Annotated in this window: 23 protein-coding genes; 13 read left to right on the top strand and 10 right to left on the bottom strand. The window is 58.0% G+C overall.

Features of this window, described 5'->3' with window-relative positions; genetic code table 11:
* Positions 1-16 precede the first annotated feature (16 nt).
* The gene (locus M504_RS21335; RefSeq protein WP_052200674.1) at positions 17-2,251 is read left to right on the top strand and encodes a bifunctional diguanylate cyclase/phosphodiesterase; all 2,235 of its coding nucleotides are present in this window, start codon (positions 17-19) and stop codon (positions 2,249-2,251) included.
* A 473-nt stretch (positions 2,252-2,724) separates the two neighbouring features.
* Positions 2,725-3,495: an SDR family oxidoreductase gene (locus tag M504_RS12340; RefSeq protein WP_047494721.1), complete on the top strand. Its 771-nt coding sequence runs from the start codon at positions 2,725-2,727 to the stop codon at positions 3,493-3,495.
* Positions 3,496-3,546: 51 nt separating this feature from the next.
* Here the strand turns inward: M504_RS12340 and M504_RS12335 are convergent, their stop codons facing one another.
* Genes M504_RS12335 through M504_RS12325 form a run of 3 tightly spaced genes read right to left on the bottom strand, consistent with a single transcriptional unit; the run spans position 3,547 to position 6,543 of the window.
* Positions 3,547-4,977 carry an MFS transporter gene (locus M504_RS12335; RefSeq protein ID WP_047491784.1) on the bottom strand — a complete coding sequence of 477 codons (1,431 nt, stop codon included), beginning with the start codon at positions 4,975-4,977 and terminating at the stop codon, positions 3,547-3,549.
* Between the two features lie 35 nt (positions 4,978-5,012).
* Complete coding sequence (locus tag M504_RS12330; protein WP_047491780.1) at positions 5,013-5,993, bottom strand: nucleoside hydrolase; 981 nt, start codon at positions 5,991-5,993, stop codon at positions 5,013-5,015.
* A 19-nt stretch (positions 5,994-6,012) separates the two neighbouring features.
* Positions 6,013-6,543, bottom strand: coding sequence for an inorganic diphosphatase (locus M504_RS12325; protein ID WP_047491774.1), 531 nt, complete (start codon positions 6,541-6,543; stop codon positions 6,013-6,015).
* A 32-nt stretch (positions 6,544-6,575) separates the two neighbouring features.
* On the opposite strand from M504_RS12325, the gene purS reads away from it, so the two are divergent.
* Positions 6,576-6,962, top strand: coding sequence for a phosphoribosylformylglycinamidine synthase subunit PurS (purS, locus tag M504_RS22535; protein ID WP_232296268.1), 387 nt, complete (start codon positions 6,576-6,578; stop codon positions 6,960-6,962).
* 75 nt (positions 6,963-7,037) lie between these two features.
* On the opposite strand, the gene frr is transcribed toward purS, so the two are convergent.
* Positions 7,038-7,622, bottom strand: a complete 585-nt coding sequence (gene frr, locus M504_RS12315) for a ribosome recycling factor (RefSeq protein ID WP_047491770.1) — start codon at positions 7,620-7,622, stop codon at positions 7,038-7,040.
* Between the two features lie 222 nt (positions 7,623-7,844).
* Between frr and M504_RS12310 the strand changes: the two genes are divergently transcribed.
* Entirely contained in the window at positions 7,845-8,192 is a 348-nt protein-coding gene (locus M504_RS12310) for a hypothetical protein (RefSeq protein ID WP_047491767.1), read from the top strand.
* Positions 8,193-8,209: 17 nt separating this feature from the next.
* Here the strand turns inward: M504_RS12310 and M504_RS12305 are convergent, their stop codons facing one another.
* On the bottom strand, positions 8,210-8,887 hold the full coding sequence (locus M504_RS12305; RefSeq protein ID WP_198137587.1) for a flavin reductase family protein: 678 nt from the start codon (positions 8,885-8,887) through the stop codon (positions 8,210-8,212).
* 74 nt (positions 8,888-8,961) lie between these two features.
* Here M504_RS12305 and M504_RS12300 point away from each other — a divergent pair, with 74 nt between their 5' ends.
* From M504_RS12300 to M504_RS12290, 3 genes are all read left to right on the top strand, one after another.
* Positions 8,962-9,759 (top strand): TIGR03435 family protein, encoded by a 798-nt coding sequence (locus M504_RS12300; protein WP_198137586.1) that lies wholly within the window; start codon positions 8,962-8,964, stop codon positions 9,757-9,759.
* Between the two features lie 43 nt (positions 9,760-9,802).
* Positions 9,803-11,047, top strand: a complete 1,245-nt coding sequence (alr, locus tag M504_RS12295) for an alanine racemase (RefSeq protein WP_047491764.1) — start codon at positions 9,803-9,805, stop codon at positions 11,045-11,047.
* 78 nt (positions 11,048-11,125) lie between these two features.
* Positions 11,126-12,856 carry a coagulation factor 5/8 type domain-containing protein gene (locus tag M504_RS12290; RefSeq protein ID WP_084214423.1) on the top strand — a complete coding sequence of 577 codons (1,731 nt, stop codon included), beginning with the start codon at positions 11,126-11,128 and terminating at the stop codon, positions 12,854-12,856.
* A gap of 6 nt (positions 12,857-12,862) precedes the next feature.
* On the opposite strand, the gene glmM is transcribed toward M504_RS12290, so the two are convergent.
* The 3 genes from glmM to M504_RS12275 all read right to left on the bottom strand — a co-directional run bounded on the left by glmM (position 12,863) and on the right by M504_RS12275 (position 16,602).
* Positions 12,863-14,212: a phosphoglucosamine mutase gene (glmM, locus tag M504_RS12285; protein ID WP_047491761.1), complete on the bottom strand. Its 1,350-nt coding sequence runs from the start codon at positions 14,210-14,212 to the stop codon at positions 12,863-12,865.
* A 61-nt stretch (positions 14,213-14,273) separates the two neighbouring features.
* Complete coding sequence (gene xseA, locus M504_RS12280; RefSeq protein WP_047491758.1) at positions 14,274-15,839, bottom strand: exodeoxyribonuclease VII large subunit; 1,566 nt, start codon at positions 15,837-15,839, stop codon at positions 14,274-14,276.
* Between the two features lie 25 nt (positions 15,840-15,864).
* The gene (locus M504_RS12275) at positions 15,865-16,602 is read right to left on the bottom strand and encodes a lipopolysaccharide assembly protein LapB (RefSeq protein WP_156993722.1); all 738 of its coding nucleotides are present in this window, start codon (positions 16,600-16,602) and stop codon (positions 15,865-15,867) included.
* A 155-nt stretch (positions 16,603-16,757) separates the two neighbouring features.
* Between M504_RS12275 and M504_RS12270 the strand changes: the two genes are divergently transcribed.
* A complete protein-coding gene (locus M504_RS12270) occupies positions 16,758-17,519 on the top strand; it encodes a TIGR03435 family protein (RefSeq protein WP_052200670.1) in 762 nt (253 codons plus the stop codon).
* Positions 17,520-17,523: 4 nt separating this feature from the next.
* On the opposite strand, the gene M504_RS12265 is transcribed toward M504_RS12270, so the two are convergent.
* Positions 17,524-18,354 (bottom strand): hypothetical protein, encoded by an 831-nt coding sequence (locus M504_RS12265; RefSeq protein WP_047491752.1) that lies wholly within the window; start codon positions 18,352-18,354, stop codon positions 17,524-17,526.
* On the bottom strand, positions 18,347-19,702 hold the full coding sequence (locus M504_RS12260) for a multicopper oxidase family protein (RefSeq protein WP_047491749.1): 1,356 nt from the start codon (positions 19,700-19,702) through the stop codon (positions 18,347-18,349). The genes M504_RS12265 and M504_RS12260 overlap by 8 nt, the downstream gene beginning before the upstream one ends.
* 236 nt (positions 19,703-19,938) lie before the next feature.
* Between M504_RS12260 and M504_RS12250 the strand changes: the two genes are divergently transcribed.
* The 5 genes from M504_RS12250 (at position 19,939) to M504_RS12230 (ending at position 24,200) form a co-directional block, all read left to right on the top strand.
* Positions 19,939-20,373, top strand: coding sequence for a hypothetical protein (locus tag M504_RS12250; RefSeq protein ID WP_047491744.1), 435 nt, complete (start codon positions 19,939-19,941; stop codon positions 20,371-20,373).
* A gap of 133 nt (positions 20,374-20,506) precedes the next feature.
* A complete protein-coding gene (locus M504_RS12245) occupies positions 20,507-21,646 on the top strand; it encodes a lactonase family protein (RefSeq protein ID WP_047491740.1) in 1,140 nt (379 codons plus the stop codon).
* A gap of 24 nt (positions 21,647-21,670) precedes the next feature.
* Positions 21,671-21,937 (top strand): hypothetical protein, encoded by a 267-nt coding sequence (locus M504_RS12240; RefSeq protein WP_047491737.1) that lies wholly within the window; start codon positions 21,671-21,673, stop codon positions 21,935-21,937.
* 27 nt (positions 21,938-21,964) lie between these two features.
* Positions 21,965-23,122, top strand: a complete 1,158-nt coding sequence (locus tag M504_RS12235) for a lactonase family protein (RefSeq protein ID WP_156993720.1) — start codon at positions 21,965-21,967, stop codon at positions 23,120-23,122.
* Between the two features lie 31 nt (positions 23,123-23,153).
* Positions 23,154-24,200 carry a lactonase family protein gene (locus tag M504_RS12230; RefSeq protein WP_047491731.1) on the top strand — a complete coding sequence of 349 codons (1,047 nt, stop codon included), beginning with the start codon at positions 23,154-23,156 and terminating at the stop codon, positions 24,198-24,200.
* Positions 24,201-24,292 lie beyond the last annotated feature (92 nt).

Below are 24,292 nucleotides of genomic sequence, written 5' to 3'. Positions count from 1 at the left end.
GAAAGGAAGCTGTAACTTGTACCCAGCGTTCGAAACCCAGGGATTGCAACTCATATTCAGCCACCAACCGCATGGTGTTGGCGCTGGCTTCCTGTTGATGTTGCTCACCATGTTCAGTGCGTTCCGGTTTGCTGAGGCACTTATCTCTGTGGCGGAAAAGCAGAGAGAGATTTGGACAATTGGGGCAGGTGTTACGGCAGGCTATTGCCGCTTCTGTGTTCAGCTTTGCTTCCTGTCTTTGTTCCAGGTCCCGCAGGGAACGTCCTTTGATTTCCTGCTGTTCACGCTGGCTTTGCTGATAACCATAGGTGGCCGGACTGTCGCCTTCCGCAGTGTCACCCGCGAAAACGTACGACTGCGTTTGCTCTTGCCATCGAGCCTTCTGGAAGCGGCGACTATCCTCTGTTCGCAACTGTTGTTGTTGGTCGCGTCGGGCGTCCGGTATCCCCTGCGTCCTTTAAATTTGACGGCTACATTTCTGCTTGCAGCGGCAGTGTGCTTTCTTTGCCAGGTGGTCGTCGCGATGTTGTTGAGGAGGTCTGCGACACCATGGCGCGGCCCGCGCTTTGCGTATCCGATCGCGAGCCTGGCGCCTGCCGCACTGGCGACCTACTTGATATGGATGTGGGTTCGTCGGGCACCCTCGCCGCAACACATCCTGCCTCTTGCAGGATCCACCCAATTTCAGACGCCGCCATTCATCGCGCCGATTGCAATTGCGATCGCGGTGTTGCTACTGTGCGTCGCTCATGCGGGATTATTTCTGTACTGGCGCAGTATCCGATGGAGTCGCGGGCTGGCGGAGGCTGAACAGGAAAAAGAGATTGCGAATGCTTTGGCGGAGCAGAGAGCAATACGGATGCAGAATGAGGCGCTTCTGGAGGAGATCCGAGAGAGAAAGCGCGTGGAAGCGAAGTTAGCCGCATTTGCATTTAGCGATCCTGTAACAGGCCTGAACAACCGTACTTACTTGAATGACCGGTTGCGCACACTACTCCATAAGAAGGGCGCTCGCGCTTACGCTTACCACGCACTGTTGTATATCGATCTGGATAACTTTAAATCCGCGAATGACATGCTGGGGCATGGACAGGGCGACTCGCTACTAAAGGAAGTAGCAAAGCGTTTGCGGACACTTGCGACCCAAGAAGATGTGCCGGTGCGACTTGGCGGTGATGAATTCGCCGTCCTTCTCAACTGCGCTTCAGACGCTGGCTGCGCGCTGCGGTTTGCGCATCAGGTTCTGACGGTTGTGGAACGGCCTTTTGAGATTGCAGGAAACTCACTTCATCTTTCCGCCTCTATTGGCTTATGCACGATTGACAGCGGCTATACCGATCCGGACTCGGTACTTCGCGACGCCGACTTGGCCATGTATTGCGCCAAGCGTGAAGGCGGGGCTCGGGTCGCGGTCTTCGTTCAAGAGATGTACGCCAACATGCTGCGTGCCATTGAAGATCGCAAAGAGCTGAAACGGGCCATCGCAGAAGAAGAATTTGTATTGTGGTATCAGCCTCTCGTGGATATGCAGGATCGTTCGATCTATGGCTCAGAAGCGTTGATCCGTTGGCAACATCCAGTAAGGGGGCTGCTCGGGCCCTATACTTTCATTCGCCTCGCCGAAGAGACAGGACACATCGTCGAGATCGGAAACTGGGTGCTTCGCAAGGCATGTGGTGACTTTCATAAGTTCCAGGAAAGGTCATCAAAGCCTCTTTTGCTCTCTCTCAACGTTTCGTCGAAGCAATTGGAGCTGCCCGGATATTTTGACCTCCTGGTGCAGACGCTGGAAGAGACCAACATGCCGCCGAACCAATTGCAACTGGAGATTACAGAGAGCATCCTGATGAGCGAGCCCGCATTGATGGGCCCGCTTCTGCAGAGAATCCGGAACCTCGGCGTGAAGATTGCGTTCGACGACTTCGGCACTGGTTACTCCTCCCTGAGTTACATTCAGAAGTTCCCTGTTGATACGTTGAAAATTGATCAGAGCTTTGTTCGGTCTCTCATCGATTCGCCCGTGAACGGCAAGATCATTCAATTCATCTTAGGAATGAGCGAGGCATTGGGTATGAGCGTCTCAGTGGAAGGTGTGGAAACGGAATTCGAAGCGGAAACTTTATTGCGCTTCGGATGCCGCATTGCGCAAGGCTATCTCTACAGCAGACCGGTGGAGGTAGAGACTTTCTTTGGTCTTCTAAAACAGAAAAGCTTGATGCCATCCGAGGTAGTTCGGTTACCTGCAGCATAAGTTGGATACCCGACACTTATTCCCAGAACTTTGGAATAACTTACTTAATGTGTACCTATTAGTTTGACTTTTTCACAGCCGCGCCTAATATAGGAAAACTTTGGTTGCGGCGATTTCTGCGTTGAGTTCTCTTTAAGGCACTTATGGATCCCCTACGGCACGAAAACATACCGGTTAAAATCGCACTCTCCTTGAGGCAGCAAGCTGAAGACCTTGCCCGTCAACAGGGGATATCTCTCAATCACTTTGTCACCCAAGCGCTGGAGGAGAAAATGTACCGCATGCAACAACCCGCGCTCTCAAGCTTGGTAAGTCGTCTTCGATCAGCGAGCTGACCCCCGCCATCCGGTGGTCACCGCAGCACAATTTGGTTTTGGCAAGAGGGCAGCCTAAACACTGCCCCTTTTTTTCGTTCACAGAAAAACATTCGGGCATGGCGCATAATCTTGCATAGCATTGCGGGAGAAGACACCATGCAGATCAAAGACAACACAATTCTGATCACCGGCGGCGGCAGCGGTATTGGTCGCGGACTGGCCGAGGCATTTCACAAAGAAGGCAACCACGTCATCATCGCAGGACGCCGCAAGTCTGTTCTCGATGAAGTGGTCGCAGCAAACCCTGGCATGAGCGCCGAGGTGCTGGACATTGACAGCGCAGAGGCTACCAAGACGTTCGCAAACGATCTGATCGCGAAGTATCCGAAGCTGAATGCCGTGCTGCATAACGCCGGCATCATGCGGAACGAAAAGTTGGCCGACGGCAACGCGGAAGATGCCGAAGCCACGATTGCAACGAATCTGCTGGGGCCCATCCGTTTGAACTCCGCCCTGCTGCCGCATCTGTTGAAGCAACCATCTGCAACCGTAATGACCGTCACGAGCGGATTGGCCTATGTGCCGCTCGCCATGACGCCGACCTACTGCGCAACGAAGGCGGCGATTCACAGCTATACGCAGTCGCTGCGTTTCCAGTTGAGAGACACGGGCGTTCAGGTAATCGAAATCGTTCCGCCGTATGTGCAGACAGAACTAATGGGTGACCGCCAGAAGAACGATCCTGCTGCGATGCCTTTGGCGGACTATCTGCATGACACGTTCGCCATCCTGCGCGATCAGCCGAATGTGGAGGAAGTCATCATTGATCGCGTAAAGCCACTTCGTTTTGCTGCAGAAAACGGTGATTACGCAAACTTCTTCCGCACCTTTAACGAACGCATGGTTGCTGCTCGGCCGAACGGATAGGCAGCTAACGAATGTAACGAAGGGCATGGCTTTCGCTATGCCCTTTTCCTTTTAGATCAGTGCTGATTCTGCTTCTGCAATCTCTGGTTGATGGCCACTGGTGTCTGCACCTGCATCGTGCGGAAGAGCGAGGCTATCAAACACCGGCCCCAACGCAACGATCGACATGAGAAGGATGGCCCAGCGGAAATCTGCAAGATGCGGCGTGGCTGCTGAATGTCCGCGTGCGTGCGCCACAGAACGCAGCGTCACCGCGCCCACCGCCACTCCCATACCAACACTCAACTGCATGATGGCACTCAGGAAGCCGTTGGCGCGGCTCATGCGTTCTGGCGGAATCTCTGAATAGGCCAGCGTAGTAAGGCATGTGAATTCCATGGAGCGGCATGCGCCATGCACAAATAACACCAGCAGAAGCAGTACCACCGGCGTGGACGGTGACAGAAACGCACACACCACCATTGAGAGCGCCGTGAGGATTCCGTTCACAATGAGGATGCGGCGGAAGCCGAACCGCCGAAGCAATGGCAGGACGATCGATTTCATACTGAGATCGCCGCCGAATAGCGCCAGCAGATACAGGCCGCTGCGAAATGCGTTCAGGCCAAAAGCAATCTGAAACATAAGCGGCAAAAGAAACGGTAAGACCGATACCGCAACTCGAAACGCGCTGGCGCCGTAGATCGAGAGCGAATAGGTCTTATTCCGCATGGATTCAAAATCAATCAGCGAAGTCTCTTGCCTGCGTCGCGCATAGACAATCGCCAACACACCGCACAACAAACTGAGCACGAGCATGGTCACCGGTACAGGCCAGCGCGTCTCGCCTCCGCCCAGCAGTTCCATTGCGTACACACTGCCTGCGGATGCAATGCCACCGAGCGCGAATGTGCCCCAATCAAAGGGATGCCGCTCCTCGGTGCGAACATTTTCAATCCACAACATGGCAAGGATGAGAGCGGCAATACCGAGTGGCACATTCATCAAAAAGATCCAGTGCCAGCTCGCATAGGTGGTAATGAATCCACCCAGCGGTGGCCCCAACACAAGGGCCGTTAAGCCGGGCCACGAGATGTATGCAATCGCCTGCGCCAGCTTGTCTTTGGGCGTTTCGCGCAACACAATCAAGCGGCCCACCGGCACCATCATCGCGCCGCCCATTCCCTGCAGAATGCGCATCAGCGTGAACTCTGTAAGATTTCGCGACACTGCGCACAGCAGCGACGCCACAGTGAAGATGCCCACTGCCGCAGCAAACACCGACCGCGATCCGAAACGATCCGTTACCCATCCACTGATGGGAATCAGCACGGCCAGCGTGAGCATGTACGCCGTCATGCCAATGTTCAGGCTGACAGCGCTGGCATGGAAACTCTTCGCCATCTGCGGCAGCGCCGTGGCAATCACGGTGCCGTCCAGGTTCTCCATGAAGAACGCACCCGCAATCAGCGAGGTGACATAGAGCGGAGATCGAGGCTTCATACCTCTATGTTAGTTTCTTCAGCGTTTCTGCGCATTTAACGCGGCTGGTAAGGCGGCAATGTGTGGGTTGCGGTGAAGCGATCCAGATCGACGAAGAAGTCCTTCCACAGCGTTGCCGTATCCACGTGCGTAATGGTTTCCCACGTCGCGCCGTTCTGCCCTGCAGCAAAACGCGTGTCATCGGTCAGCGAAGGTCGAGGTACCACCCGCGTTGTCACCAGTCCTCGCACATACGCCGCTGTGATGATGTCCCAGATCACGTGATTGTGGGTGAAGTCCGTGGAGCGTACAGGTTTGACATGCGAGAAGTACCAGACGCGATATTCATCCCACAGCCACGCGCCCAGGGGGCCGTGGTTTGCGAGCATCTGCTGCGCCTGAGCGTAGCCCATGGACAGATCGCGGCGGCAGACTTCGCCCGTACCAATCACCACAGGCACATGCGATTTCAGAATCGCCTGCCACGCATGCGGATCGTTCAGCACGTTAAACTCCGCCGCACCTTCTGGCTTGAGGTTGGTAAATCCCATCGCCACGATGCGGATGCGGTCTGCGAGGGTCGGGTCGACCAGCAACGCAGAAGCCGTGTCCGTGGCTGCTCCAATGGTGAGTACCGTGAGCCGGTTCGATGAAGAAAATCCCTTCGACTGCTCCACCAGGAAGCGCGCGGCCGCGCTGGGCTGAGGCGTGGAAGCATCCTGCATGGGTGTGCTGGCGCCTTCCAGCAGCGGCGGATGCACCGTCAGCCCCATGTGGTCCTCGACCTCGTCACGGAGAACACCGAGTGTCCAATGCGCGGAAGGATCAGGTAGGGTGGGCGCCTGCGCGGACAGGATGCCACGCACATCGAATGCCGGATCGGTCAGAAGGTAGAGGATCACCCACTGGTCGTCTACCTCGTTGCCTGTGTCCGTGGACAGAATCACCGGCACAGGCGCTTTTGGAGCCTGTTGCGCTTCCAGAGACAGATTGGCCGCACTTGCGGCAAAGATGAGTGCAAGTGCGGCCAATCGCATATCGTGTTTTCCTTTGGTCTTACTTTGCGTTCTTTTCCGCGTAAGCCTTGATGGATTTCTCAATGACTTCGTACGCGTAATCGACCGGCTTCCAGCCTTCGATCTTCACCGTCTTGCCTTCGAGGTCCTTGTAGGTGGAGAAGAAGTGGACGATCTCCTTCAGCTTGTGCGGGTGAATCTGTTCGTAGCTGGTGATGTCAAAGAAGCGCGGGTTCGCGCAACCCACGGCAAGGATCTTTTCGTCGCCTTCGCCGCCATCAATCATCTCCATCAAACCGATGGGACGCACTTCCTGCAGGCAGCCGGGGAAGCTGGGTTCATCGACCAGAACCAACACATCCAACGGATCGCCGTCGTCGCCCAGCGTGGAAGGCAGGAAGCCGTAATCGCCGGGGTAATGCACCGGGCTGTACAGATTGCGGTCCAGCCGGAAGACTTCCAGTTGCTTGTCGTATTCGAATTTCATGCGGCCCTGGTAGGGGATTTCAATGACCGCGTTTACGACTTTTGGCGCTTTGGCGCCAACTGGCAACTTCAAATAGTTCGGCATAAAGATCTTTGGGGCCTCTTTGTCGAGAAGGTGTGGTCGCCGGGAACAATACGCCCCGGGGTAGGGCTTCGGCAACACCCGATCAGTTTACCTTCCGCGCCAGCTATCTCCAAACCACCCTTTCGGGTGAGAACCAAAAGGCGTCAGATGGCCGAAATCGCTATAATCCGGGCATGCGCGCCCATGTTTACGTCACGTTGAAGACCACGGTTCTCGATGCCCAGGGGCAGACGATTGCCAACGCCCTCCGCCGCCTGCACCACCCGCAGGTCGAGTCCGTCCGTCAGGGCAAATACTTTGTGCTGACCCTCGCCGACAGCCTAACCGGCGACGCCGCCAAGGCCGAGGTTGAGCGCATTGCCAATGAGGTTCTGACCAACCCCGTGATTGAGGAATACACCTACCGGCTCGAAGAATAGTCGCGGAAAACGATTGAAAAAGGCCGTTACCTCCTAGAGGTAACGGCCTTTCTGCTGTTTGAAACTGGCGGCGGATCAAACCGTCATCAGTTCCTTTTCCTTGACCTTGAACATATCGTCCAACTGCTTGATCTGCGCGTCGGTCATCTGCTGAATCTCTTCCGTGGCGCGCTTTTCATCGTCAGCGCTGATGAGCTTGTCCTTGGAGGACTTCTTCACGCTCTCGTTGCCGTCGCGGCGAATGTTACGGATTGCGGTCTTGTGATCTTCCAGGATGCCGGAAAGTTGCTTCACGGCATCGCGGCGACGCTCCTCCGTCATGGGAGGAATGGGAACGCGGATGATCTTGCCATCGTGCATGGGGTTGAACCCCTGACCGCTGGTGCGAATGGCTTTTTCAATCAGGCCCACAGTGCCCACATCGAAAGGCTGCACCACAATCTGCTGCGGTTCCGGCGCAGACAACTGCGCAAGCTGGTTGATGGGCATTTCGCTGCCGTAGTAGTCCACGCGGATGTTGTCCAGCATGTGCACGCTGGCGCGACCGGTGCGGACAGCCAGCAGGTTGGTGCGGAAATCTTCCACAGCCTTGGTCATGCGGGCGCTGAGCTGTCCGTGCAGCTCTTTCAGCGCGGGGATATTTGCCATCTGGGATGCCATCGTTATGTTCCTCTACGGCGCGATGTGCGCAACGGGGTTGATTTTATCGGAATCCCCGACAGACTGCCTGCTGCGAGATATCACAGCGTAATTTTGCACAGGTGCATTCGTTGCGATGCGAAAGGAACATTCCGAGCCGCCCGATCCGTATTGTCAGAAAACATGCGGTGCAGTAATCGCAGGTTTCGCATCCCCTCGGTTCGAGGAAAGGAACACACCATAATGCAGACACGCATCGCAGCCGCACTCCTGTTCACGTTTTCAACCGCAGCCCTGGCCCAGGCACCGTCCGTGAGCGGACAGTGGAACGTCCACATTAGCGTGATGGGCAACGAACGCGATTTCTCCTGCAAATGGACGCAGGAAGACAAGAAACTGACCGGCGCCTGCGGCGATATGTCCGACTTCGTGGGTTCCGTAGATGGCAGCAACGTCACCTGGCAGGCCAAGGGCGATCAGGCATCACTGAAATTCAACGGCAAGCTGAACAGCGACGGCACCATCGCCGGCACTGTCAATGTCATTGAGTACAGCGTCGACGGTGAATTCAAAGCGACCCCTGTGAAGTAAGCAGGCGCTGGCCGAAGCTACTTCTGTGGAAAGTCCTTCCAGGCGATCCGGTGGATCGTGAAGGTGTCGCGGGTGCGCATGTAGTCCCCTGCCCCGCCCATTCGACCGATGAGGTCCAGCTTGGCGTTATCGATGTAGAGCCGTTCCTCGTTCGCAAACACGTCGCGGCGAATGTGCAAGCGTTCGCCGCGCGCGATCAGCACCGTGGACGATCCACCGGTTTCAATCCATTGAAACGTCCGGCACTCAATCGACACCGGCGATGCCGCAATGCGCGGTGGCAGTACAACTTCGCTCGGCGCAATCTCAAGCCCTGCAATCACCAGCTCGTCCAGCCCACGCGGCGCATCCGTTGCGGTAATGTTCATTGCATCTGCCAGTTCTTCCGAAACAAGATTGATGACCAGTTCGCCAGAAGCGCGGATGTTTGCCAGCGTATCCTTCCCTTCGCGGTCAGGCGCAGCCGAAAAGCCCACGCAGAATAACGGCGGATCGGAACTGATCACATTGAAGAAGGAAAACGGCGCTGCATTCGCGCGGCCTTCAGCGTCCAGCGTGGTGATCCACGCAATGGGGCGCGGCGTAACCGTGGAAGCCAGCAGCTTATAGGTGTCAGAAAGCGGAAGCGTGGTCATATCAAAACTGCGGCTGTCGGGCATATCGATTGGATGCAGTCCGCAACGACGCCGAATCATATCCGTTATCAGGCAAAAACATCCCCACGGAACATCAGCGGAGATCACACGTATAACCGGTTATGGAAAATCCTTTGTCTCGTATCTGGCGATGGAACACGCCTGCCACGCTCGCATCCTTGCTGATGCTCTGCAGCATTCCTTCCACAGCATTCGGACAGAAGGCGATGCCCGCGAATGCCGATCCTGACTGGGAAGTGGCATCGGTGAAAGCCACCGATCCTACGGAGACACGCGGCCAGCACATCAACATGGATGGCAGGCGCGTGCTGCTGCTGGGCACCACTGTGCAGCAACTTCTGCTGATTGGCTATGGCATGCAGAAAGTGCAGATTGCCAATATGCCGGCGTGGGCCGAGACGCAGCGCTGGGATGTTGCTGGAGTCCCGGACATGGAAGGCTCACCCAGCCTGACGCAGGTGCAGACCTTGATGCGAAAGATCCTGGCGGAACGCTTTGGATTGCAACTGCACCACGAACAGCGGGAGATACCGGTGTTCGCGTTGACCGTGGCCAAGGGCGGCTCGAAGATGATCGAGAACACGAGCAAACCCGACGGCCCGATGGATCAGAGAAACAGCCAGGCGGCCGGGCTTCGCGTGGAAAATCTCACGAACACGGCCATGTCCGAGCTTGTGCTGATCCTGCAGTTCCACGTGAACCGACCCATCGTTGACCAGACAGGGCTGAAGGGACGCTACGACCTGAAGCTGGAATGGGCGCCAGACGATGCTCCGCCCAGTGACGCTGCAGACGCTCCGCCAGGACTGTTCACGGCAATCCAGTCACAAGTCGGGCTGAAGTTGCAACCTGTGAAAGCACCCGCGGATACGCTGGTGATCGACGCGATATCTAAGCCAAAGCCAGACTGATCTGTACTGTGCAATCGCAGAACGATAGCATCAGAACAGCCGTATGCGATCTGTACTTCCAAGCCACACGCGCCCCATCTGGGCGGAGATTTCCGTTTCACGCCTTGTCGCCAACTACTGCGCCCTGCAGGCCGCTGCGGGGCCGCAGGTGGAGATGCTGGCCGTCATCAAGGCAAATGCCTATGGCCACGGCGCTACGGAATGCGCACCGATTCTCGCTGCTGCCGGAGCGAAGTGGCTTGGTGTTACATCCGTGGAAGAAGGCGTTGCAGTGCGGCAATCATTGGGCATTCTGCCGCAGGGCATGCCGCAACCACGGCTGCTGGTGATGTGCAGCGTTTGGTTTGGTGAAGAAGCCTCCGTGCTCGATTACGCTCTCACGCCGGTTGTATGGGAGACGTACCATCTCGATCTGCTGGAAGCAGAGGCAAAGCGACGTAGACTTCCTGCGCGATCGCTTGCTGTGCACGTAGAGATTGATACCGGTATGTCGCGACAGGGAGTGGCTCCCGGCGCTTTGCTGCAACAATTGCTGTCGCGCTTCACCGCAGATTCACCGCTGCTGTTGGAAGGTGTGATGACGCATCTTGCGTCGACTGAAATCGCCGACGATCCGCAGGACCGTCACCAGATGCGCGACTTCAGGCTTGCGTTGGAACAAGTAGCCGCAGCAGGGCTCGCGCCTGCCTATGTCCATGCGGGCAACACATCCGCTACGGATAGTGGTTACATGCCCGCCGCGATTCCAGCGCTGGCAGGCATGCTGGGCGCACAGGCGATGACGCGCGCGGGCCTTGCACTGTACGGTTACACACTTCCGCTGGAACTATGCATGGAGGGCGGCTTCCCAGAAGCGCATGTCGGCTGTTCACTACAGCCCGTGATGACATGGAAGACGCGCGTGGTGAGCCTGCGCGACATTACCGTGGGAACTACCATTGGCTACAACTCGACGTTCATCGCCAGGAGGCCGATGCGGGTGGCTCTGTTGCCAGTGGGCTACGCAGATGGATTCCGCCGCGGGCTTTCTTCATCGACCGAAGATGCAGGTGGATTCGTACTACTGCATGGCAGGCGCGCTGCAATTCTGGGCCGCGTGTCCATGGACCTGACGGTTGTGGACGTGACACATCTTCCACAGACCAAGATTGGTGATGAAGTTGTTCTGGTTGGCAGCATGGGGTCGGAGTTTGTAGGAGCTAACGAGCAGGCCCGCATCGCAGGCACCAGCGTGTACGAAATTCTGTGCGGCATTAGCGATCGCGTGCCACGCGTCGTGGTGGAATAACGCACGCGCAATTTACACTCAGGCGATCTTGCGCGTGAACAATTGCGCGCTGCCATTTCGTTGGGAGAGTTTCACGCAATGCTTCTGCGCATCCTCGCAACAACTACAGTTTTTCTGTTCACTGGCTCATCGTTTGCGCAGCATACAGCGAAGGCACCTGACCTGGGCCCGAACGTGTTCGTCTACTCTCCCAAAGACAGCGCAGAAACCATGCAGGCAAAGATCGACACAGTCTATGCCGAACAGCAGCACAGCGAGTTCGGCAGCGGCCGTTATGCGTTCATCTTTCTCCCGGGCCAGTATCACCTGGCTGTTCCCGTGGGCTTTTACACACAAGTCATTGGTGCAGGTGCATCGCCCAATGATGTGCGCATCGATGGCAATGTCCACTCCGATGCTGCGTTGAAGAACAACAACGCTACCACCACATTCTGGCGCGGCGTCGAAGGATTTTCAGTCACGCCGACAAACGGAATCATGCAGTGGGCTGTATCGCAGGCGATCTTCTTTCGCCGCATGCACGTGCATGGCGACGTGGTGCTGCACCAGCAACATGGATGGGCCAGCGGCGGATGGATGAGCGATACCGTTGTGGATGGAACCGTGGATTCCGGGTCGCAACAACAATGGCTTTCGCGCAGCACCGAATGGCAACGCTGGACTGGATCGAACTGGAACATGGTCTTCGTTGGCACAAACAACATGCCTGGGGGTGAGTGGCCGAAACCGCCCTACACGAAGGTTGCGAAGACGCCGATCGTGCGTGAAAAGCCATTTCTCTTTGTCGATGCGAAGGGCGTATGGGCTGTGCGCGTACCTGCCTTGCAACACGATTCCGTGGGCGCAACATGGCACAACGGAAACACTCCAGGCCGAACCATCCCGCTGTCGCACTTCTACATTGCACATCCTGAACACGACACCGCAGACACGATAAACACCGCGCTGGCACAGGGCAAACACCTGCTACTGACACCCGGCACATACGACCTCAATAAGCCACTGCGCGTAACTCACGCGAACACTGTCGTACTCGGTCTTGGATTCGCAACGTTGCACCCAACAGCAGGAACAGAAGCGATGATCGTTGCGGATGAAGGCGGCATCACCGTCTCCGGACTGCTGTTCGATGCGGGAGAAAAGAAGTCACCTTCGCTGCTCGAAGTGGGAACACAGCACAGCGTTCGCTCTCATGCGGCGAACCCGATCTCACTGCATGATGTGTTCTTTCGCGTTGGCGGAGCGACCGTTGGGAAAACCAGCGCGAACCTTGTCATCCACAGTAACGACACGATTGTGGATCACACATGGATCTGGCGCGCCGATCATGGAAAGCCCGGTACAGTGGGCTGGAACATCAACGAAAGCGACAACGGCCTTATCGTCAACGGTAATCGCGTGACGATCTACGGACTATTCGTAGAACACCATCAGCGGTACCAGGTGCTGTGGAATGGTGAAGCAGGACGCACCTACTTCTATCAATCCGAAATTCCCTATGACCCGCCGACACAATCTGCATGGACAGACACAAACGGCGCGAAGGGTTGGGCCTCATACAAAGTGGCGGACAACGTGAAACAGCACGAGGCGTGGGGCCTGGGCATTTACAGCGTCTTCCGCCACCCGGACGTGGAACTGGATCGCGCGATTGAAGTACCGAACACACCGCAGGTGCGTTTTCACCACATGATCACGGTCGCTCTCGACAACCTTGGGGCCATCCGCAACGTGATCAACGACACGGGCGGAAGCACGGAGACAAAGCCGCGCAAGACACCGCAGGTGACTGAGTATCCTGCGCCCTAGAGCGCTTTAAACGCCAAGCTCTGCGCGAATCGCATCCGCGATTGCCGAAGCGTGGAGCTTCATGGAAGATTCGTCTTCAGCTTCAATCATCACGCGTGCCAGCGCTTCGGTTCCGCTGTAACGAATCACCACGCGTCCCGTATCGGCGAGCGCGTTTTCTGCTTCACGAATCTTTTCCGCAACGGAAGGAATGCCTTCCAGCGGCTTCTTTTCGCGCACCTTCACGTTGACGATGACCTGCGGGAACGTCTTCAGGTCCTCCGCCAGCTTAGCTAACGAACTTCCACTGCGATGCACGATATCCAGCAGCAACAGCGCTGTCAGCAATCCGTCACCCGTTGTGGATTTGCCCGTGAAGAGAATGTGGCCGCTCTGTTCGCCACCCAGCGACGCACCAGTGCCCTTCATCTGTTCCAGAACATACTTGTCGCCCACGGGTGCGCGCAGCATACGGATGCCGCTGCGCTTCAATGCGGCTTCCAGTCCCATGTTGCTCATCGTTGTGGCAACCACCGTGTTGTCATGCAGCAATCCGCGCGCCTGCAGATCACGCGCAGCAAGCAGCATGACCGCATCGCCATTAATCACGCGACCATTCTCATCCGCAAACATGGCGCGGTCCGCGTCACCGTCAAAAGTGATGCCGATGTCTGCCTTGTCCTCAAGTACGTACTTCGCTACAACTTCAGGCTTGGTTGCGCCACACTCAACATTGATGTTGCGGCCATCGGGGCTGGCGTTGCGGATGCGAACTTCGCCTCCAAGTCCCGCAAACAACTGCGGCGCAACTGCGGATGCGGCGCCATTGGCGCAATCGACCACGAGGCGCTTGCCATCCAGCGATAGTCCCGGTACTGCGGCGAGCAACGAACGCACATACTCCGCACGATCCGCTTCTTCGACGGCCGGGGCCGAGGTGTGAATCGACGAGTGGTTCGAGTTCGCTTCCAACTGGCGGAAGATCTCTTCCTCAATGGCAAGCTCGGTTGCATCCGGCAGCTTGTAGCCGTCCGGGCCGAAGACCTTGATGCCGTTGTCCTGCCAGGGATTGTGCGAAGCAGAAATGACAATGCCCGCTGCGAAGCCGTGTGCACGGGTAAGAAACGCAATCGCAGGCGTGGTGATAACGCCCGCCGATTCAACCACCGCGCCGCCATTGCGGAGACCTTCGGTGATGGCAGCGGCGATCCATTCACTGGACTCGCGTGTGTCCATGCCAAGGATGACCTTCGGCTGCGTGCCGGGGGCGGCAATATGATGCGCCAGTGCGACGCCAACGGCGTGGACGGTGCGAGGGTCGAGGGGGGCTTGTCCTGCAACGGCGCGGATGCCGTCTGTTCCGAAGAGCTTTCTCATTCGTGTCTGATTCCTGCCGTATCCATTCTAGGCGTGGAATTTGAGAAAGTTGATCAAGATATTAAGGATTGCGCGGGTTACCGCTAACAATGGCTCGGACGGAACCGCGCGCCACGCGTGCCGTAATGGTTTCTCCCGCTGCTGCGGTGGATGCGTCTCGCAGGAGCGAGCCGTCTTCGCGATACACCAGAGCGTAGCCGCGTTCCAGAATAGCCGTGGGCGAAAGCGCCTCCAGACGCGCTCCTGCCCGCTCCAACCGCTGTCGAGAATGGACCATGATCCCCGCCGCAGTGCGCTCCAACCGCTGCTGTAGATGCTGCTGTTGCGCCGTCGCCAGCAAGACCCGGCGATGGACATCCTGCCGCTGTAATCGCTCCAAAACCCGGCGAAGCTGTGTGGCACGCATCTGCAAAAGCCGTTGCGAAAGCGCCTCCAGACGGAATCGAGCGCTGTCCACACGCTGATGGCGTCGGTTGATCCCATCGCGCAGACGCGCAAATGCCCCTTCCGCGGATGTGCGCAGAAAACGCTGCCGCGCATGCATCTGCTGGAAACGAACTGCCCGGAACAGCCGCGCTTCCAACGACTGCACACGCTCTTCAATGCGATGTTGCGCGGCGGTAACAATCTCCGCTGCGGCAGAGGGTGTTGGAGCACGCAAATCCGCAACGAAGTCGGCAATGGTGAAGTCCGTCTCGTGACCAATCGCAGAGACAACGGGAATGTCGCTGCTCGCGATGGCCCGCGCCAGGGCCTCGTCGTTAAATCCACTCAAATCTTCCGCGGAACCGCCACCGCGCGCGATGAGGATGACGTCGACACGATGCGCTTCCGGCGCGTCATTGAAGTAACGCAGGCCACGCATCACATCCGGACCACACGTTGGCCCCTGCACCGTTGCGGGAAACACCAAGAGATTTAGCCGCGCATGGCGTCGCCGCACCACCGTGGCAATGTCGCGCAGCACAGCGCCCTGCGTGCTGGTAATCACGCCAACTGTCCGAGGAAACGGTGGCAGCGGACGTTTGCGATCCTCGTCAAACAGCCCCTCGGCGCGCAGTTTTGCTTTCAACTGCTCAAAGGCAAGCTGCAACGCGCCCGCGCCGCGCGGCTCCAGCGAGTTGGCAATCAACTGCAACTGCCCGCGGCTTTCAAAGACGCTGACACGCCCACGGGCCAACACGCTAAGGCCGTCTGTGGGTTTGAATTTCAATAGCGCAGCTTCGCGGCGGAAGAGCACCACTGGCAACTGCGCATCGCCGTCCTTCAGCGTGAAATACAGATGACCCGAGGGCGCGGGGCGGCAGTTGGAGATTTCGCCCTCCACCCACACATCCGCATACTCGCGCTCCACGCGGAAACGCAACGCCGAAACCAGCTCCGCAACGGACCATAGCCTGCGCTCAGAAGGCTTCGATTCTGTTGCTTCGGGGAGTGTCTCCGGTTCGTCGCTTTGGGCGGCTACTTCATCTTCAGGCTCGGCAAACAGCAGTCCAAACTGCCCCAAGCGATCCGCCACCGGGGGCTTTGCCGTAGACGGCGATGGCGGCTCCTTTGGCCTTCCGGCGCTGGAGCGTCGACGAATCAACTCTGCCAGTGTTGCCGATGGTTTTTCGGGAGCCGCCATGCGGTGTTCCTTTTTGCGGTGTAACTTAGCGGGCGGCGGGGCCGTTCAGCTTTTCGCCGGCCACTTCAGCAGCAGCGCTCTTGGGGTCCTTGTCCTTGATCTCTGCGTAAATCTTCTTCGCGTCGGCGGACTTGCCATCGGAGTCATACATCTCCGCAAGCTGCAGCTTGGCGAGACCGGTAGGAACCAGGTTCGATGGCTTGCCGATGATGCGGTTGTACTCCGCCACAGCGTCGCTGGTGCGGCCCGTCTGGTGGTACAGACCAGCCAATGCCAGACCCGCCAGGTTTGAGATATCGCGGTTCCAGCTACCGGCGGACTTCTTCAGCAGCTCCTCGGCGGTGCTGTTCTGGCCCGTCTGCAGAGCGGTCAATCCTTCCAGATACAGTGCATTGCGGCCTGCGTCGGTCATGCCGTAGGTGTCGGCAATGGCCTTGAACTCGGCGTTCGCAGCCTTCGCGCGCTCATCGGTGGAGCCGAAGCTGCGCGTGCTGGCGGGAACCGGGTTCTCCGCAGAACGGATGGGCGCGGCGTAGGTCTGCATGGCAGCGGAAAGTTGATCCGCAGCAACAGCCGAGCGATGGTTGTACATCAGGACGCATGCGACCACAACAACGACGACAACCACCACAGCGATGGCCAAGTTCAGTGCGAGCTTGCGGTTATTGGCAAGGCTGTCCAGAATGCCTGCCTTCTTGGTCACGAACGATGCTTCAGCGTGAACGGGCAGCGGCGAAGTACGGGTACGGTTGGGTGTGTCCAAGAGTCGGAATCCTTTTGCGTGCGCCAGCGGCCTTCTGCGAGGCCCGAACGCGAATCGGTCGGCGCAATCTGCGCCAAGCGTAAGTTTAGCAGTGAGAGATGGCGCTGGCGGGGTGCCCAACGGTATGCTGCCCTGAAAGTGGTGCAGGAGGCGCGATGCGGGGTCCGAAGTTCTTGTTATTGGCCATGCTGACCATGCCGCTCATGGCCCAGGTATCCGCAGTCACTAACGGATTTGAAGTGTCCACCGTGAAGCCAACGCCAGCAGTGAATGACGGACGCACGCACATTAACTATCCGGCAGGAGGAAGTTTCAGCGCCTCCAATGTCACCCTGCGAGGGCTACTTGCATGGGCCTACGACATGCCGGAGAAACGCATACTGAATACGCCGGACTGGATGAGCCGTGAACGTTTTGACCTGCAAGCGAAGACGGACGCTGCAACGGACGCAAAGATGCGCGAAATGAATGGCGATGATGCGCATATCGAGAAGCGCCGACTGGTGCAGATGCTCATCGCAGACCGGTTTGCCCTGAAGCTGCATCGGGAGACGCAGACGCTAAGTGCGCTGGATCTGGTGGTCGACGGTCCGCCTCGCCTCCAGAAAAGCACCTCCAATGGCAAGCGATGGGACGCCGGGAAAACGTACTTCCGTGGAACCGGTCTCACCACGGACATCATCGCTGAGCAACTCGGTCAGGTTGCCGGCAGGGTCGTGGTGAACCGCACCGGCCTGACCGACAGTTATGACATAAAGCTGGAATGGTCGCCGGACGACGGCAGCGCCCCTGCAGACAGTAACGCACCCAGTTTCTTCAGGGCGATCCAGGAACAGCTTGGGCTGAAACTCATTCCGGCAAAGGAGCCGCTGGAGGTACTGGTTCTCGACTCCGTCGAACAGCCCTCGCAGAATTAGCCGCTTATTCCACCTCAGACGGCTTCTTCCAGGAAAACCGGCGCCCAAGAATGAACTTCACAATCAGGTGATCGGTTGCCGCTGTGGCACCGAGTCCTGCGCCGAAATTGATCTCCCATTTCGGCGACACGTTCAGATCCGTGACCAGAAAAATCTGCTGCTGCTGGTTATGGAGATTGTCAAACCGTCCCAGCCTACCGTAATCCGCATAGTATTCCGGCCCAATGCTGACTGCGCGATTTACGTCATAGCTGACCTTCACACCGGGCGCAAAACCCAAGCCCTGACCGACATCTGGTCCGTGCCACGTACGTTCCAGCGCTGGATTCAATGCAAAGTACCAACGCCCAACCGACTTATCGAGAATCGGCCGGATCTCCCATGTCCATGTATCCGGGGAGTAGACCGCGCGTTGATAGCCGACTTCGGTCGACAGGCTGACGCCGATGGGCCAATGCCAGCTATCCGGTACACGGACGCGTGGGCGGATATGATCGCCCACCCACTGGAGGCCATGCCCATCCTGTTCGCTGGTGAAGATGTAAAAGCCTACCTCTGACCAGCCATTCAACCCCTGCGTAATCTCGATGGTTTCGTGCTGTTGATGATTCGTGGGGTAAACGCCCTGCAGCGTGTAACGCTGGCCCTTCGCAGTGAAGTTCGAGTGCAGTTCCAGCATCGTGTTGCCCGGTAGCACTGTGTCCGAGCCATACACCTGGATCTCGTAATTTCCCTGCGCCACGACACTGCGTGAGGCACACAGTCCTGCCGTGGCTATCGCCGTCAGCAACCAGCCGCGCGCCTTCGTCCACCGCTGTGCCGTTTTCTCAGGCATAGCGGAACACCATCATGAAGCCCAGATCCATGTGGTTTTGCTGGTGACAATGCAACAGAGAAAGGCCTGGATTGGACGCGGTAAACTCCACCGCCGTCTCAGCTCCCGACGGTACCAGCACGGTGTCTTTCATGACACCGCGGGTCCGCTTACCACCAGCCAGTTCCTTCAGCTCAAATGTGTGGCGATGCAGATGCATCGGGTGGTCGTCCATGCTCTTGTTCTGAAAACGCAGACGGTAGCGACGGCCCTGCACCAGCACAGGCATGTCGGTATCCGGATACGACTTGCCGTTGATCATCCATCGTTCCTGCGACCCATGCCCTTTGAAACGGCTCTCCAGTACAAGCGGAATCTCCTCTACTTCCGAAGTGATCGCCGCATCTGCGTCGGCGGTGCCGAACTGCGCATAATCCCATGCCAGCGACGCAGGCTGGAGCCACGCAGGCTTCTTCGTGCTTCCGGCATACTCAATGACCGTGCCCATGCCAGCCGCCTGAATGTGTTTGCGGACCTCACCCAGCACCCACACGCCCGGATGATCCATCTCAACCCACGCGGACACGCGCTCTGCAGGCGCAAGGCGAAGCATCGTAGCCGTAGAAGGCGTAGCGACTGGATTGCCATCCAGTGCAATGACATGAAACGTATGTCCAGCCAGCGCTACCCAGTGCACCTCAGTGGGCGAAGAGTTCAGGATGTGGAACAGAACACGCTGCCCCTGCTTCACGCGAATGGGTTCACCATAGCCGAGCATGCGGCCGTTCACTGTGCTGATGTCATACGTGGGATTCATCGAACCGTCGTCGCCGCCGGTCAGATATCCGTTCCAGTCGTGCAGCGCCAGAAAATGTTCGGCGTCATAGTTACCCGGTTCATTTGCCGACTCCACGTACAGAAATCCGTGCTGGCCGCTGTATTGAGCCTTCCGTAGATCATTCCCGGCAAAGGTATGCGTGTGATACCAGCGGAACCCTGCCGGTTGCGGCGTCATCTGGAACTGCACAATGGCACCCGGCGCCACCATGGGCGTTCCCTCTTCCATCGCGCCATCAGTCGCAGGGGGAAGATGCAGGCCGTGCCAATGCACAATCTCCTCCGACTTCGTGCGATTCACTACGCGAATCGTGCTGGCTCGTCCTTCGCGCAGCCGCAGCAACGGGCCAGGAACCTGGCCGTTGTACCCCACGGTGCGCACAACATGCTTCGGCGAAGCCTCCACCGTACAGGCATCAATGGTGACGGTGTAATCCGGTGTTGCCTGTGCACGAGAATCGAGCGCCCCCAGACAGGCAGTCGCACCGGTAGCCATCATGAATTCGCGACGATTCCATGTGCGGGAGTGCATTAAGGGCTCCTTCAGAAGAGGACAGCGATGAGGGAGCTGTTCTGGTATCTCTACGCTAACCCGCACCCCATCGGACACTTCCAGTCCGAGAAGCCCTGTTTTGGCCAATTTCTCTGTTTTAGGCCTCAAGATGAACAAGATGTCATGTATCTGGGCAATCCGGGCTGCGACGCTTGCCCATCGCCGGAGGAATCCTTAGTCTGGAACCAGCACCCGCTACGAGAGGACCCCTGCTGATGTACGAGGATTTCACCGTCGAAGATAAGTGGACCGGAGAAAAGCTGCACTGCGTCTGGAAGGGCACGGTTGTCGCCATTGCCACGCGCCACGCGGACGCCACGGACATTCGCTTTGACGTCAGCGGACGCCCGGTTTGGATTGCCATGCCCAACGTGGCCTGGGTACAGATGAAGCGCGCCACTGGCTTCGTCATCACCGACTACGCTGCCGCACAGGCCGCAGGCAAGTATCTGAAGACCATCATCCAGAATGGCTACGACAACGGCCGCGAGATGTACACCATGACCATCGATGAAGTGCTGGCCAACGTGAAGTCCGTCGTCGATGAAGCTGGATCGACCGGCAACCTGCCTACGCTGCCGGTGATTGATGACAACGTGAAGCCGGAAGAATATGCCGGGCATCTGCCTGCCGACGGCGGCGCTCTGTAAATCGCATTTAAGTTCAGTGAATACGGGAGGAGCGCTTCGGCGCTCCTCCACTGTTTGCTATGAACAACATCTGCAACCACGTAGCGAGTTGCATGAGGGCGTATGCTGGTGGCGCGTCCCCGGAGCCCTCGCGATGAATCGTCGTCACTTTGCCTTTGGCCTGCCTGCTACTGCTTTTGCCCTACGCTCCTTTGCCATCCAACCAGCGCTATCGCTCCACCGCAAAGCAGCGTTCATCGGCACCACCGGCAAAGAGGCGCAAGGCATCTTCCAGACCTCGTTCGATGCGAAGACCGGGACATTCGCCCCGCCGGAGATGGCAGCAAAGCTTCCCGGCAACGACTCCATGACGTTGAATCCGCACCAGCGCAATCGTCTTTACACGACCGCCACAGTGGACGGTATTGCAGCGGTTCAGGGTTTCGAGATTACCGGCAATGCAGAACAGCCGTTGCGCTCCATCAATCAGCAGACGGCCAAGGGCAACATCCCAAACTTTATTTCCATTGACCCCAGCGGACGCGTGGCCATGGTGGCCGACTGGGGTAGCGGCGACGTGAGCACCTACCGTATTGATCACAACGGCGAGCTATCGCCATACGTTGAACACATCGAATACGGCACGGATCACCACGGCCCACAGCCCGCGCAACCGCACAGCCGATGCCACTCCATTCTGACCGCGCCCGGTGGCCGCTTTGTGCTCGTGAACGACTTCGGCTGCGACCGCATTTACGTTTACGCATTCGACGCGGAGACGGCAAAGCTGACACCGCATGACCCACCGTTCTACACAGCAGCGCCAGGCTCTGCACCACGGCATCTTGTATTTCATCCCAACGGTAAGTGGATCTACTGCAACAACGAACTCACGAATACCGTCGATCTGTTGGAGTGGGACGCGAAGCGTGGCACGCTGAAACTGCGCGAAAGCGTGAGCACCCTTCCAGTGGACGCGCCGCCAAAGTGCCGCACGGCAGACATGGCGCTGTCAGCTGACAACCGTTTTCTCTATTGCAGCGTGCGCACGCTGGAGAGCTTCGTCACCTACGCGGTGCAGCCGGACGGAACGCTGCGGCGCATCCAGTTCCTGCCATCGCAAGGCGTGGAGAACCGCTGCATCACGCTGGACGCCACAGGACACTGGCTGATTGCAGCCAACCAGCGCAGCAATGATGTGTCTGTCTTGCCGCGCGATCCCAAGACAGGCCTGTTGAGCGCGCAGGTGAGCAGCATCAAACTGCCGGGTGCCTGCTTCGTCCTTTGGGCTTAGCGCGAATGCGCTACCATCGCACCCATGTTCGTTCGTCGCATTGCGCTGGAAGTCGTCCGTGAGGACGGCACCGCCTCTCCTGTTCCACTTAGGGGATTGGACAGCTTCGCAATGCGCAATTTCACCAACGACGCGATATTTGACGACACGCTGCCCCTCGCCGACGGCCTGATGGAAGCGGGACTGCGTGTACCACTGGACCTGCTGCACGACCGCATGGAGGACTGGCTGCGCCGCAAGGGCTATCTTGGTAGGGACGAAAAACTGCGTGTGAGCGAAGTGTCTGAATAAGGCTTCGCTGAAAAAGGAGTGAAGCGGGTGCAGACACGGCGTGAGTTTCTGGCGGGATCGGCGGCAGTAGGAGCCTCAATGATGGTGCGTGGTGCCGCAGCACAGGCAAAGGGGCAGCGGCTTTTCATTGGAACAGCCAACACCGCGCGTGACGGTTCCGGTATTGGCCCCGGCATCTTCGCTGCACAGTTTGTTGACGGCAAACTGACACAGCCGGAGTTGATCGCAAAGATCGACAGCCCCGGATTCCTCGCCACTGCAAAAGGCATGCTCTTCGCGCAAGCCACCGCACCGAACGCAACAGGCAAGCGCGTCTCCGTGGCGGTGAGCTATCGCATTGGCAACGGCCATTCCATCTCCGAACTCGGCCGCGCGTTTTCGCAGGATGGCGGCGGATGTCACATCGGCGTATCGAAGGATGCGCGTGCGGTCTTCATCTCCAACTACGGCCCCGGCAACGTTTCGTCGTTCCAGGTGGATGCGAACGGCAAGCTGAGCGAGGTCAGCTTCATCCAGTTCCCTGCCAGCGAGCACGGCCCTGACAAGGATCGCCAGACGAGCGCACACGCTCATTCCGGACTCACATCGCCGGATGGCAACTTTGTTTTCGTGAACGATCTGGGCTGCGATCGCATTCACGTCTTCCGCCTCGATCACGCAACCGCAAAACTAGAGCCGCATAAGCCAGATCACTGGGAAGGCACGGCAGGCGCAGGCCCCCGCCATCTTGTGTTCCACCCCAACGGCAAGTGGGTGTACAACATCAACGAAATGGGATCGAGCGTAGACCAGCTTCTATGGAACCCCACTCATGGCGTGCTGACCACCAAGGGCACATGGAGCACGATCCCCAACGGTGCACCCGGCAAGGACCAGTCGCGTTCGTGCGAGATGTGTTTCTCGAAGGACTTCCGCTTCCTGTACGCATCAAACCGCATCCATGAGAGCTTCGCTGTCTTTGCGATTGATTCCACAACGGGCGCACTGAATCTCATCCAGGAGCGGATGAATCCCGGCCACGAGTCGCGCCATATGGCCATTGACGCCAGTGGCAAGTGGTTCCTAAGCGCCAATCAGTTCTCCGGCGACATTTCGGTCTTCCCCATCGACACCGCGACAGGAAAACTGGGCGAGCGCGCCTCGCAGGTGCAGATTGCCGGGCCAAGCTGTCTGATGTTTGCCTGAAAACAACGCATCATAAGAAGCAGGAGAAGCAATGAGTCAGGAACGTGTTTTCATTGGCACCAGCAGCGGTGGCCGCGGCATCTATACAGCCTCCTTCGATTCGGAGCGCGGTCTGCTGACCGAGCCGGGACTGGTTTCCGATGTGCCCAAGCCAAGCTGGCTGCGCTTTGCCGGAAACGGCAGCCTGTTGACCACATCGCAGCCATCGGGTGACGGTGTACCCGGGGAGATGATCGCCTTTGCCGTGGGCGCTGATGGAAAGCTAACGCAGCAGAGCCGCGCCGCCACCGGCGGACAAAACGCCGTGGCTTTTGACGAGCGTGACGGCGTGGTTGTCGCCGCGAACTATCTCAGCGGATCAGCAGCATCCTTCCAGTTCTCGCTCGGCGGATTGCTGACACCGGAAACGCTGGCGACGTTTGACGCCGCGGAACACGGTCCCGATCCAAAGCGCCAGGACCACAGCTACGCGCACGATGCGACGTTCTCGCCCTGCGGCAATTACGTCTTCATCAACGACCTTGGTTGTGACCGCATCCGCATTCTGAAAGTGGATCGTCCCAGCGGCAAGCTCAGCGAATACGGCGCATGGCTGGCCACGCCGTGCGAAGGCCCGCGTCACGTTGCCATTCACCCGAACGGCGTGTGGGTTTACAACATCAACGAAATGGGCTGCACCATTGACCAGCTTGCGTGGGATGCAGCCGCAGGGACGCTGACGACGCTGTCCACTGTGCGCACGCTGCCGCCGGGTGTTTCCAAGGTGGATGTGCGCGCCAGCGAAATCATCTTCGGCAAGGATCTGCGCTTCCTCTATGCCTCCAACCGCGTGCATGAAGACTTTGTGGTGTACGCAATTCACCCGGAAACAGGTGGACTGCTGGAAGTGCAGCGGCTCGCCAACCCCGGTAAGGAATCGCGCCACATTGCGATTGATCCCACGGGCCGCTGGTTCCTGAGCGCCAATCAGGTCACGGACGAAGTGCTTGTGTTCCCCATCGATGAAGCAACAGGATTCCTGCAGCCGACGGTCTCTGGCACGGCGGTCAAATCGCCAAGCTGCATTGTGTTTGGCTGAGAAAACGAATCCTGAACGCAACGAAAAATCCCGAACCACTCCGTTGAGAGTGCTTCGGGATTTTTACGTGAACAAGTGCGAGTTGATCTTCG

This window comes from Terriglobus sp. TAA 43, from assembly GCF_000800015.1.
Classification (GTDB): domain Bacteria; phylum Acidobacteriota; class Terriglobia; order Terriglobales; family Acidobacteriaceae; genus Terriglobus.
Note: the sequence above shows the minus strand (reverse complement) of the source record. Positions and strands in the feature narration are given on the sequence as shown.

Excerpts from the sequence above, each read along its gene's own strand:
- M504_RS12340 (WP_047494721.1), top strand. The coding sequence starts at position 2,725 with ATGCAGATCAAAGACAACACAATTCTGATCACCGGCGGCGGCAGCGGT.
- M504_RS12335 (WP_047491784.1), bottom strand. The coding sequence starts at position 4,977 with ATGAAGCCTCGATCTCCGCTCTATGTCACCTCGCTGATTGCGGGTGCG.
- M504_RS12330 (WP_047491780.1), bottom strand. The coding sequence starts at position 5,993 with ATGCGATTGGCCGCACTTGCACTCATCTTTGCCGCAAGTGCGGCCAAT.
- M504_RS12325 (WP_047491774.1), bottom strand. The coding sequence starts at position 6,543 with ATGCCGAACTATTTGAAGTTGCCAGTTGGCGCCAAAGCGCCAAAAGTC.
- frr (WP_047491770.1), bottom strand. The coding sequence starts at position 7,622 with ATGGCATCCCAGATGGCAAATATCCCCGCGCTGAAAGAGCTGCACGGA.
- M504_RS12310 (WP_047491767.1), top strand. The coding sequence starts at position 7,845 with ATGCAGACACGCATCGCAGCCGCACTCCTGTTCACGTTTTCAACCGCA.
- M504_RS12305 (WP_198137587.1), bottom strand. The coding sequence starts at position 8,887 with ATGATTCGGCGTCGTTGCGGACTGCATCCAATCGATATGCCCGACAGC.
- alr (WP_047491764.1), top strand. The coding sequence starts at position 9,803 with ATGCGATCTGTACTTCCAAGCCACACGCGCCCCATCTGGGCGGAGATT.
- M504_RS12290 (WP_084214423.1), top strand. The coding sequence starts at position 11,126 with ATGCTTCTGCGCATCCTCGCAACAACTACAGTTTTTCTGTTCACTGGC.
- glmM (WP_047491761.1), bottom strand. The coding sequence starts at position 14,212 with ATGAGAAAGCTCTTCGGAACAGACGGCATCCGCGCCGTTGCAGGACAA.
- xseA (WP_047491758.1), bottom strand. The coding sequence starts at position 15,839 with ATGGCGGCTCCCGAAAAACCATCGGCAACACTGGCAGAGTTGATTCGT.
- M504_RS12270 (WP_052200670.1), top strand. The coding sequence starts at position 16,758 with ATGCGGGGTCCGAAGTTCTTGTTATTGGCCATGCTGACCATGCCGCTC.
- M504_RS12265 (WP_047491752.1), bottom strand. The coding sequence starts at position 18,354 with ATGCCTGAGAAAACGGCACAGCGGTGGACGAAGGCGCGCGGCTGGTTG.
- M504_RS12260 (WP_047491749.1), bottom strand. The coding sequence starts at position 19,702 with ATGCACTCCCGCACATGGAATCGTCGCGAATTCATGATGGCTACCGGT.
- M504_RS12250 (WP_047491744.1), top strand. The coding sequence starts at position 19,939 with ATGTACGAGGATTTCACCGTCGAAGATAAGTGGACCGGAGAAAAGCTG.
- M504_RS12245 (WP_047491740.1), top strand. The coding sequence starts at position 20,507 with ATGAATCGTCGTCACTTTGCCTTTGGCCTGCCTGCTACTGCTTTTGCC.
- M504_RS12240 (WP_047491737.1), top strand. The coding sequence starts at position 21,671 with ATGTTCGTTCGTCGCATTGCGCTGGAAGTCGTCCGTGAGGACGGCACC.
- M504_RS12230 (WP_047491731.1), top strand. The coding sequence starts at position 23,154 with ATGAGTCAGGAACGTGTTTTCATTGGCACCAGCAGCGGTGGCCGCGGC.